The organism is Candidatus Dependentiae bacterium, assembly GCA_035445995.1.
In the GTDB taxonomy this organism is placed as follows: Bacteria; Babelota; Babeliae; order Babelales; family Vermiphilaceae; genus DAOMRS01.
In genome coordinates, this window is record DAOMRS010000001.1 from 76,185 (window position 1) to 87,296 (window position 11,112).

Below are 11,112 nucleotides of genomic sequence, written 5' to 3' on the forward strand. Positions count from 1 at the left end.
AGAAGGTAATAAACTTGTATGTCTTTCTGGCATGTGTTATGGAGTGGGATGGATTTATGGAACGTTATTCCCTAAATTATCTCTTACAATATACCACGTCGGTTTACGCGTTCTTCAAGGCGATTTAAGCGATCACGCAAATCTTGGTTTTCTCGACGTAGTGTATCGTTTTCTCGCTCGAGTGCTCGGCGTTCACTTTTAGATGAACCACGACCACTACTTGCAGCTGCAGCAATAGCACCTGTAGTTATTGCGCCAGTTGCAAAACCGGCACCAAAATTACTGCCACCACCACGATAATAACCACCACGACGGTAATATCGTGCCTCTGCTGTATGGCCAGATACTAAGCCAAGTGTGATGAATGTTACAAGTATTAAGCTTATTCTTTTCATGGTATAATTCTTTCTTCGTTAGTTTTAGTAACTATTATTTTTTTTGAATTTTGAAGTACGAGTTGTAGTAGTGGTACGTGTACCATTGCCACCTTCATGACGATAGCGACGTTCTTGACGTTCTTCACGATACTGTTGTTTTTCTTCTCGTTTACGTTTATCATCGACAGATGCACCAACAAATAGACCAGTTGCACCACCAACTGCAGCACCAATACCTGCGCCAGCTGGTCCACCAGCAAGACCACCAACTAGAGCACCACTACCTGCACCGCCAAATAAACCGATTGCTTTTCTGTTTTTAGCTTGCAAAGAGTTTCCATTTAAGATCAGAATACCTCCGACCAGTGTTACTAAAGCTATGCTTACTTTTTTCATATGCTTCCCTTTATAACTATGTTGGGTTATACATTATTCTCACTTACAAATTTACTATTTGTAATTGTGAAAAATCAATGATTTAGCAAAAATATAATAAGATAAGCATTTATACAGGTTTAAATAATGGGATAAAAATGAGTTTATGCCTAATTTATTGGGCTAATTGGCATGCTAACTTGTTCAGTTTACCAGCCCCCAAAAGTAAGAGAAGATCGTCTTGGCCGGTATGTTGGGTTAGATACTGCTTTAGATGTGTAAAATCTTCGTCAAAGGGTAAATACGTAACCTTGAAGTTTGGGTTTAGCTTTTTAATTGATTCTACTAATTCTTCACTGTTTATATTATCTATAGGGGCTTCACTTGCTGCATAAATATCAGTTATAACTAGGTGATCAATTTGAGCCGTTAGGAATGTTTGTACAAAATCGTCCCATAGCTTATAGGTACGTGTGTACCTGTGGGGTTGAAAAATGACCGTGAGCGACTTTTTTGCACGTTGCTGGGCTACCATGAGGGTTGAGGCGATTTCTTTTGGGTGGTGGCCATAATCATCAAAAATTTCAGCACCTTGAAAAATACCTCGATAGGTGAAACGACGCTCAATACCTTTGAATGTTTTAAGCGCTTGCACAATAGTGCTGAACGGAATGCCTAATTCTAATGCGAGCGTGCATGCTCCTAAACTATTAAGAATATTATGTCGTCCGGGCATGTTACTGTGCAAAAGGCCGAGAGGTTCAGAATGATTTTTTTTGTGTACTATGCACGTGGCATGATCAGGATGGAGCTGGATATCTAGTGCATATATATCAGCATCTGAAGTCAGGCCATATTGAATGGTCTTTATGTGATTCATGGGAAGTAATGATCTCACATTTTCATCATCAATACATACAATAGCTTTACCGTAGAATGGTAAATTATTTAAAAATTGTTTAAATGTTTGTTTAATATCTTCTAGGTTTTTATATGTTTCTAAATGTTCTAAGTCAATATTGGTAACAATGGCAAGTGTTGCTTGCAAGTGTAAGAATGACCTATCGCTTTCATCTGCTTCAGCGACTAAAAATTCTCCACTCCCCATGCGAGCATTATTGGAAATAGTTTGTAAGTGGCCACCAATTATAACGGTTGGATCAAGTCCTGCTTCCATTAAGATATGTGAAACAAGTGATGTAGTAGTTGTTTTTCCATGAGATCCAGCAATAGCAACACTATATTTAGTACGCATTAACTCAGCAAGCATAAGTGCGCGACTAATTGTTGGTATACCACGTTGTTGGGCTGCAAATATTTCGGGGTTAGTAGCTTGTATTGCAGAAGAGTATACCACAATATCAATAGAAGGATCATGGCATTGCAACGTATTATTGCCCTCATGTATAGAACAACCAATATGTTTTAATTTTTGTATACTGGATTGATCTAAGTCAATATCACATCCTGATATGGAATATCCTTGTGTGCGTAAAATAGTGGCGATACCACTCATGCCAATACCACCAATACCAATAAAATGGATATGTGCTTTCTTTTGCGGATTATACATGCAATGCCTTGTCTTATGCTTATAATAATTCGCGCAGTTTTACGAGTTGTGTTTTGAGTATCTTGATTTGAGAATTAAGTGCATTAACTTCTTCTTGTAAAGCTACGGTATCTTTATCTTCCATGGTAGTTCTTTGTGAAGCGATTATCTTAGTGCCGCTAGTTTTTATTTCATGAGCCAACTGTTTTTTTGCGCCAGCTATAGTGAAGCCTTCTCTATATAGAAGTTCTTTAATACGACCGAATTTTCTATAATCGTCTTCATCATAAAAGCGTTGTTTGCCATTAGAACGTGAAGTACTAATTTCAAATTCTTTTTCCCAAAAACGAATGACAAATCTTTCTACTTCAAGGCGCTTTGCAAGTTCTCCAATGCGAAATTTTCTTTTTTCCATCCTCATGTAATGATCCTTTTTTATGTTTATGTTTGTCATACTACTCGATAAAGGCTACACATTTTAATGAAATTTGCTAGCCCAAATGGCTGTTTTTTGCTACCTTACTCTACATATATAGTGTACACAAGGGCTTTTTTTAGCGTTAAGAGGTTTTTTTATCATGAATATTAAAGATTATATAGTTCCTTTTTTATTTGCACTTGCTACAGCATGGTTATTACAACGATTTGTGATAAATCGTTGGTTTGCTCCTAACATATCTGGAAGTAAGGATCCTGCAACCTTCATGGCATCTCAATCGGCACAAGCCAGTAAGCCTCTTAATACAGAAGTTGATTTTTTTGATAATGAAAAAATAACGCCTACTAAAACAACTCAAATAGAAACTGAGTGGGGTATAGTAACGTTTTCTACTCAAGCGGCTTCACTTGAACGCGTAGTACTCAAGCGTATTATTGATGGAGAAAAACAACTACTTACTATTTTAACGCCACCTAATGAAAATGAGAAAGAGCAACGATGTTTTCTAGTTGCGTTCCAAGAAAATACGCCATATTACTATACGCTTGAAGAGCAGCAAAATACGGATGATTCAACAGTACTTATCTATCAAGCACAATCTGATTATGGTATAGTGCGTAAAATTTTTACCGTACATAATAAAGTACACCAGATTGATTTGAATTTATCCATAGATCCTAAAAAAAGTATTGAGTCCCGCATATTTTTTGCAGAACCACATATGCAAGAAGTTGTTTCGGACGTAGTATCAGCAATAGTTATTGATGAGGCAAATGTATTTACCAAGCAAAATAAAAACTCATTACCAATAAATCAAGGTTGGTTAAAGCCTACATTGTTTGGTTCTGATACGCGTTATATGATTCATGCAATGATTGATGATGCAAATGTTTTTGCACAGCGTGCATATTATAAGCATTCAGAGAATAAAATATTTTCTGTCTTAGAAAATGAATCGATATCGAAACCGACTGAATGGAAATTGTCATTCTACCTAGGACCTAAAGAAGCAGATGCTGTTGCTGCTGTTGATGATCGTCTTGAACAAACGTTTGAATATTCTGGTTATTTGGCTCCAATATCTAGGATTCTTATTAAAATATTAAACTTTTTGTATAAATATGTGCATAATTATGGTTTTGCTATAATACTATTAACCGTTTTTATTAAATTATTATTATTGCCGTTTACTATCAAGAGTGAAGCAGGTATGAAGCAACGTACTGAAATGCAAAAGAAGCTACAATATCTACAGAAGAAATATAAAAATGAGCCAGATATATTAGCACGTGAACGTGCAGAATTAATCCGTAAACATGGTATGCCAGGATTGGGTGGATGTTTACCATTATTATTACAAATCCCAATCTTTTTTGCGCTCAGCCGGATATTGGCGAATTCAATAGAATTATACCACGCACCAATGTTATGGATTCCAGATCTTTCTGCAAGTGATCCGTATTATATATTGCCTATAGGTGTTACTCTGGCGATGTTAGCACAAGCAGCAATTAGTGATTCGCAACAACGTATGTCAGTTGTCGCTATGGCATTTGTGTTCGGTGCATTTACTACAAGTTTTTCTGCAGGGCTAGCATTGTATATTTTTGTAAGTACTTTACTTGGAGTATTACAAACGCAATTAGTGAAATCTTTAAAAATTGCTTAATAAAAAATAGGTAGTGATGAAATGTTGAATCAGTTGCCAACATTAGCACAGTTGATTAAGGTGCTACAGCAAATTCCGTATGTTGCGTCTAAAAACTTGTACAGAATTACTAATCATTTTTTGTGTATGGATGCGCAGAAAGTTGAACAATTTTGCCAGGTGATTCGAGAAGTACGTGATAAACTACGTACGTGTGAAACATGTTTTTGTTGGCGTGAAAAAGAACAGCCATGTATTTTTTGTTCATCAAGTAAGCGTGATCAAAGCATTGTCTGTATTGTAGAATCTTGGTATGAATTATTAGCGATAGAAAAAACACAGGGATATAGCGGTGTATATCATGTGTTGGGTGGGGTCATATCACCACTTGAGGGAATTAGCGCAGAAGATCTGACTATTGAGTCGTTAGTACAACGCATAGAATACAAAAACGTAAAAGAAGTAATCTTAGCTACCAATCAAACTCCAGAGGGTGAAGCTACAGCAGCATTTATTGCCCGTAAATTAAAGGATAAGCAGGTGCTTGTTTCTTGTTTGGCTCGTGGATTGCCCGTAGGTTCATCACTTGAAGTAATGGATCGATTAACGGTGTATAAAGCATTGTCTGAGCGTCGACCCTTTTAATTATTCCATGGAATTATTGTTCTTACAGGTAAAAGGTTTTTATAATGTTTAATGTTTCTCTAGCGCATGATTTTTCTATCTATGCTTTGCGTAGAAAAAAACTAATTGATTTAGTAAAAAATACCTATAAAAATGCATCGGGTGCAATTGTTTTATTTGCAGGGTTTGAAGGTGAACGGACGTCATTCAGGCAAGAAAGTTCCTTTTATTATTTTTCAGGTATACATGAACCGGGTATAGTTCTGGTTCTTCATTTAAGTGGTAAAGTTTCTTTATATATACCCAATTGTGTTGAGAATAGAAAAAAATGGATATTTTCGCCCATTGAGCTTTCTCAAGAGAATGCTACAAAGCTTGGTGTGGATGAAGTGTTAGTGTTAGGCGATGCATGTACGGGATATCAATTTTATCCATTCTTTCCTGAGCAGGAATATACTCATTTGATTAAGTTATTTGATATGCTTGTAAAAAATAAACAAACTATTTTTACCCTCAATCCAGATAATCCAAGTGGCTATACTGAGCAGAGGTTAATTTTGAATCGAATCAAAGAATTTATTCCTGATATTTCAAAAGTAGTGCAGGATATTTCTCCACTAGTAGCAAGTATGCGCCGTAGCAAAGATATGCATGAAATTGATCTATTGTATAAAGCAGTTGAGATCACCATTATGGCACAAGAAGCAGCAGCAAGTGCTATTGCAGATGGTATGATGGAATGCGAAGTTCAAGCATCACTTGAGTATATTATGATTGGTTCATGTACAAAACCATCTTTCCCAAGTATTGTGGGTAGTGGAAAAAATAGTACTATTCTTCATTACACAAATAATAATGGCATTATGAAGCATGGTGATTTAGTAGTTGTTGATATTGGTGCAGAATTTGGTAATTATGCAGCAGATTTGACTCGTACATATCCGGTATCAGGTACTTTTACAAAACGACAACGAGAAATTTATACTATTGTTCTTGAAACACAGCAGTATATTGCCGATCTTGCAAAGCCAGGTATGTGGCTTTCAAATAAGGAACAACCTGATCAATCATTAAATCATTTGGCAAAAAAATTTATTGCACAACGAGGCTATGGTGATTACTTTCCGCATGGCATAGGCCATTTTTTGGGACTTGATGTACATGATGTAGGTGATTACACTATTCCGTTGCAAGAAGGTGATGTAATTACTATAGAGCCTGGTATTTATATCCCCGAGGAGCAGATTGGTATACGTATTGAGGATGATTATTGGATTGTTAAAAACGGTGTTGTATGCTTGAGTGAAGATTTACCTAAAAGCATAAATGCAATTGAACAAATGGTACAACAGAGCTTAGAAGATACTATGCATGCAGAGGCTGATGAATCGGATATCTTTGATGATTCAAATGATAGCGGCATTGAGCATTAATCTTTTTTATTTGTGTGCCAATATACGTTGAAAATACTAAGCAAGCTAAAACAAACAATAATACCTACTAAAGATGATATTAATGCATTCATCCATAGTGGTATATGTATTAAGTTTCCTGATGCAATGAATGCAATAATGGTTCCTATTATTACCGGCAATGCATAAGGGAATTGCGTATATGCATGATCAATTGGATTAGTTCCGGTACTTGAAGCCGTCATCACAGTAGTCTCTGATATTGGTGAAATATGATCGCCACAAACACCTCCAGAAAAAATAGCTCCAATCGTAGGGAATAGAATTGGCATAAGATCTGGTGTTACGGGCGTAGCTAGTTGCAAAAGCGATGTAAGCATGGGAATAGCAATGGATAGCATAAGTGCAAAGGTGCCCCATGCAGATCCGGTGAATATTGCGCAAATAAGTGAAACCAGAAAAAATGTAACTGGTAGCATGGTAATAGAGAGTGTGTTCATCAAAAGTGATGCAAGGTATTGCCCAGTAAATAAATCTGCGCGTAGCAAAACACCAAGTACTGAAGCTAAAATTACCATAAGAATCGCTGATCGCATCAAATTAAAACCATTCTTAAAAATGTGTGGTAATTCGTGCAAATGTACGGTGCTTTTCAATAATGTAAACGTGAGTCCCACCAGCAAAGCAATAGTGCCTGAAATGCACATAACAAGAAATGTATAATCATTATGTTGGAATGCTTCTATTAAAGTTCGTGTTCCACCAAATATATAATGTCCACCAGCATAAGGAAGTCCAATAAATACACAGGCAAGTAATGTAAATAATGGTACTAATAAATCAGCAGATGTGCCGCGTGGAGTAGTTAAAACAGGAGTCGTTTGTCGTGTTGCTATTGGTTCATGATATGTCCCATGCTCATATTTATACATTGGTCCATATGACAAACGGGCTTGAACAATGAGCCAGACAGCTGCCATGAGCAAGAGTGAGTAAAATATGAATGGCAGTGTATGTAAGTAAATAAAAAAGGGATCTGCCGCAATTTTTATATCTTGCGCATGCTGGTCAAGTCCAATTCCTGATTGATCTAAATATACGGTAATAGCGGCAACCCAGCTAGATATAGGTACCAAAATAACAAAAGCTCCAGCCATTGAATGAATTAAAAATGCGAGTTTTAATCGAGTTAATTTCAGATGATCAAACACTGGGCTCATAACATAACCATTAGTTAAAATACTCAAATAATCATCAATGCCCAGAATGTAAGAAAGTAATATGGATGAGCTTTCTACTGTTTTTTTACGTTTAACTTTTGCAGTGAATGATTGTGCAAATGCAATTGCACCACCAGTATAGTTTAATAATGCAATTAGAGTTCCAATAGTAAGTAAAAAAATGTACAGATATATGGCATCTAGGTCATGAAGATGATTAGAAAATCTTTTTTGGATTAATAATAAAGAGTTGCCTAATGACCCATCTGTTGCAATAATAGCTGCAGAAATAATACCGAGTAAAAGAGATGGGTTTAGTTTTTTTGTAATAAAAGCTGTAATGACGACAATAAGTGGCGGTAATAAAGAAAGCCAGGTTGGTGTCATGAAATAGGTTCCTTTAGTAAGAATATCTGTATTAATTGTCATTCATGATAGCCTAGGGTGTTCAATTTTGTCAATTTATTAGCCACTTTTTAGGCTTAAATCTTGCTATTTTAGTTGACCTGGAAAAAGTTTTACTTTACATTTAAGAATATCTATTCGCATGAGTTCCCTGTTCGTGTGAAAAATATTGAACATAAGTATTTTAAGGCAAAGGTAGAAATTTTATCATGGATATGAATAAAGCATTTTTTCTACGCAAGGAAGATAGAGCTCCACAATGGTGGGTGGTCGATGCTGAAGGTGTAGTGCTCGGTCGTTTGGCAACCAAGATTGCAAATAGATTGCGCGGTAAAGATAAAGCAACCCATACCCCACACACTGATGGTGGTGATTATGTGGTAGTACTCAATGCAGATAAGGTTAAATTAACTGGTAATAAGCTTACCGATAAAGAGTATGAACGCTATACCGGTTGGATGGGTGGGCTTAAGGTTAGAACTGCACAAGAGGTTCTCCAGAAGCATCCAACGCAATTGATTGAATTAGCAGTAAAGGGTATGTTGCCAAAAAACAAGTTAAGCCGCCAAATTATCAAAAAATTAAAGGTTTATACTGGTACAGATCACCCGCACGTAGCACAAAATCCTCAAAAATTTGATTAATTTTCTTCAGTGAAAAAAAAGGCAGGATGATCTCCTGCCTTTTTCATGTCTAAATATTATTATTATATTCAATATCCTAAGAGAGCCCAGATTTTTTCTAGGTATGGACTCGTTATGCGTACAAGGTCTTGTGCGCTTAAATACAGGAACAATGCGAGCATCATAAGCCAGGTTGCAATATGAATATACTCACGAATTTTATGTGGTAATGGTTTGCCGATTATTGCTTCTATTGTGTAAAAAAGCAGTTGCCCTCCATCTAATATTGGCAATGGGAGTAGGTTTAATGCTGCTAGGTTAATACTGATTATAGCGAGCAAGATCAAGAGAACTTTAACGCCTTGAGCGGCGCCTTGCATGGTTAAAGAAATAATCATCAATGGCCCAGCTATATTACGAGTGTCTCGCTTTGAAAACATTTGTTTTACTACCTGGAATATTTCAATAAGACGTGCATTGGTCATAGCTATGCCTTGCTTAATAGCTTCTAACACCGGAAGTCCAGGCGTAGCAGTAAATTTGAAGCCAACTCCTAAAGCTCCAACGGTTTTACCTAACTTCTGTTTTTCATCAAGAGTTATTTCTACTGTACGTTCTTTACCATCACGCTCGATTGTTAATGTGACCATTTGGTTTGCATGAGGAGCAAGCAGGTCGGTTAGGGTGCCTACATTTCCTTCTATAGGCGTATTATTTACTGCAGTAATGGTGTCCCCCTCCTCTAAATTGGCTTTTTCAGCAGCAGAATCTTGGGCAATAGCACTGATTATAGGCTGAGCATTTTGAGGGTACGCAAGGGGAGATGATGGTAAACCGGACATGCTTACGAGAATCATAGCAAGATAAGCAAATAACAGGTTAAATAAAATACCTCCCATCATCACAAAGAATTTCTGCCAGTAAGGTTTACGAGCAAATGAATATTCATCCATGCGATATGCTTCTTTTTGTTCACCCTGGCCGACCTCAACGGCCCCAGCTATTTCTACGTAGCCACCTAGAGGAATAGCAGATAAGGCAAATTCAGTACCCCCTATTTTTTTTGTAAATAATCGTGGCCCAAACCCAATGGAAAATGAAGGGGTGCGTATTTTAAATAGCTTACAAAATAGAAAATGGCCAAATTCATGCAGGGCGATTAGAAAACCTATACCCATCAGGCCGATAAGGATAAAAAAAAGATTCTTCCAGGATAATAAAATAGCGTTAACTAGAAACATAAGACCCTCATGAATTTAAGATAATCATGCTGTTGGCCAGCAAAAATAATTGTAGACAAAGTATCATTAATCATGTAATAAGTCTATGCCTATCCCAGTAAGATCTTTAGGCCTGTTGTACCTAGATATTGATTTATAAAGGGTAAATCTATTTTTCTGGTAAAGTTTTTTGTGTAAATCCTTGAAAAAATTAACAAAAAGGGTAAAATAACAGGTAATCATCGGATTCTATTCTCGATGATAATCCGGTAAAAATTACGGTCGAACGATAAGGCACACGCCTTATTTTTTATTCAATATAATAGGAATAATATATTATGCCTACGGTAAACCAGTTGTGTCGATCAGGACGAAAAAGAATTAAAGCAAAATCTAAAAGTCCTGCACTTAAAAAATCACCGCAAGCTCGTGGTGTATGTACTCGTGTATTTACAACAACTCCTAAAAAGCCAAACTCAGCATTGCGTAAAGTAGCGCGTGTTAAGCTTTCTACGGGTATAGAAGTCACTGCTTATATCCCTGGGGAAGGGCACAATTTACAAGAACACTCAGTGGTGCTTGTTCGTGGTGGTAGGGTGAAAGATTTACCTGGTGTGAAATACCATATCGTTCGTGGTGCGCTTGATGCAGCAGGTGTTGAAGGTAGAAAACAGTCTCGTTCATTATATGGTGCAAAACGTTCAAAGAAAGAGAGTTAATCCATGCCTAGACGTAAAAATGTAGACTTCACACGTAATATTGGTGTTGATGCTCGATTTAATTCTTCTCTCATACAAAAAATGATCAACGTGGTCATGGAGCGTGGTAAAAAAAATATAGCTCGCACTATTGTATATGATGCAATGGACATCCTTATCAAAAAAAGTAATGGCGATCAGGCCAAAGCACTTGCTTTGTTCGAAAAAGCATTTAGCCAGGTCGTACCACATGTTGAGGTTCGTTCTCGCCGTGTAGGTGGTAGTGTATACCAAGTTCCTCGAGAAGTAAGTCCAAAGCGTAAACAAGCATTAGGTATACGCTGGATTATTCAAGGTGCTCAAGCTCGTACCCAAAAAACTATGGGTGAGCGTTTGGCATATGAATTGCTTGATGCAGTAGAGGGAAAAGGTGGGGCAATTCGTAAAAAAACAGATGTGCAGCGTATGGCAGATGCTAATCGTGCGTTCTCGCATTATGCGTGGTAATAAAAGGTGATT

General features: G+C 36.9%; 12 protein-coding genes. 6 read left to right on the plus strand and 6 right to left on the minus strand.

The genetic code is table 11. The features are described 5' to 3' along the window. Positions 1–83: 83 nt before the first annotated feature. The 4 genes from PK943_00325 to PK943_00340 all read right to left on the minus strand — a co-directional run bounded on the left by PK943_00325 (position 84) and on the right by PK943_00340 (position 2,725). Positions 84–395 (minus strand): hypothetical protein, encoded by a 312-nt coding sequence (locus tag PK943_00325; GenBank protein ID HRN77665.1) that lies wholly within the window; start codon positions 393–395, stop codon positions 84–86. Positions 396–419: 24 nt separating this feature from the next. After that, complete coding sequence (locus PK943_00330; protein ID HRN77666.1) at positions 420–773, minus strand: hypothetical protein; 354 nt, start codon at positions 771–773, stop codon at positions 420–422. A gap of 154 nt (positions 774–927) precedes the next feature. Next, complete coding sequence (gene murC, locus PK943_00335; protein HRN77667.1) at positions 928–2,325, minus strand: UDP-N-acetylmuramate--L-alanine ligase; 1,398 nt, start codon at positions 2,323–2,325, stop codon at positions 928–930. Positions 2,326–2,344: 19 nt separating this feature from the next. Then, positions 2,345–2,725: a MerR family transcriptional regulator gene (locus PK943_00340; protein ID HRN77668.1), complete on the minus strand. Its 381-nt coding sequence runs from the start codon at positions 2,723–2,725 to the stop codon at positions 2,345–2,347. A gap of 157 nt (positions 2,726–2,882) precedes the next feature. Here PK943_00340 and yidC point away from each other — a divergent pair, with 157 nt between their 5' ends. Genes yidC through PK943_00355 form a run of 3 tightly spaced genes read left to right on the plus strand, consistent with a single transcriptional unit; the run spans position 2,883 to position 6,448 of the window. Beyond that, the gene (yidC, locus tag PK943_00345) at positions 2,883–4,412 is read left to right on the plus strand and encodes a membrane protein insertase YidC (protein ID HRN77669.1); all 1,530 of its coding nucleotides are present in this window, start codon (positions 2,883–2,885) and stop codon (positions 4,410–4,412) included. Between the two features lie 21 nt (positions 4,413–4,433). Beyond that, positions 4,434–5,036, plus strand: a complete 603-nt coding sequence (gene recR / locus PK943_00350; GenBank protein HRN77670.1) for a recombination mediator RecR — start codon at positions 4,434–4,436, stop codon at positions 5,034–5,036. A gap of 44 nt (positions 5,037–5,080) precedes the next feature. Next, positions 5,081–6,448, plus strand: coding sequence for an aminopeptidase P N-terminal domain-containing protein (locus tag PK943_00355; GenBank protein HRN77671.1), 1,368 nt, complete (start codon positions 5,081–5,083; stop codon positions 6,446–6,448). Here the strand turns inward: PK943_00355 and PK943_00360 are convergent. Beyond that, a complete protein-coding gene (locus tag PK943_00360; GenBank protein HRN77672.1) occupies positions 6,445–8,034 on the minus strand; it encodes a Na+/H+ antiporter NhaC family protein in 1,590 nt (529 codons plus the stop codon). The two genes, PK943_00355 and PK943_00360, sit on opposite strands and share 4 nt — an antisense overlap. Positions 8,035–8,267: 233 nt before the next feature. Here PK943_00360 and rplM point away from each other — a divergent pair, with 233 nt between their 5' ends. Beyond that, positions 8,268–8,696, plus strand: a complete 429-nt coding sequence (gene rplM / locus PK943_00365; protein HRN77673.1) for a 50S ribosomal protein L13 — start codon at positions 8,268–8,270, stop codon at positions 8,694–8,696. Positions 8,697–8,764: 68 nt separating this feature from the next. Here the strand turns inward: rplM and PK943_00370 are convergent, their stop codons facing one another. After that, on the minus strand, positions 8,765–9,916 hold the full coding sequence (locus tag PK943_00370) for a M50 family metallopeptidase (GenBank protein ID HRN77674.1): 1,152 nt from the start codon (positions 9,914–9,916) through the stop codon (positions 8,765–8,767). Between the two features lie 317 nt (positions 9,917–10,233). Between PK943_00370 and rpsL the strand changes: the two genes are divergently transcribed. Beyond that, entirely contained in the window at positions 10,234–10,614 is a 381-nt protein-coding gene (rpsL, locus tag PK943_00375) for a 30S ribosomal protein S12 (GenBank protein ID HRN77675.1), read from the plus strand. Positions 10,615–10,617: 3 nt separating this feature from the next. Next, positions 10,618–11,100, plus strand: a complete 483-nt coding sequence (gene rpsG, locus PK943_00380; GenBank protein HRN77676.1) for a 30S ribosomal protein S7 — start codon at positions 10,618–10,620, stop codon at positions 11,098–11,100. Positions 11,101–11,112 lie beyond the last annotated feature (12 nt).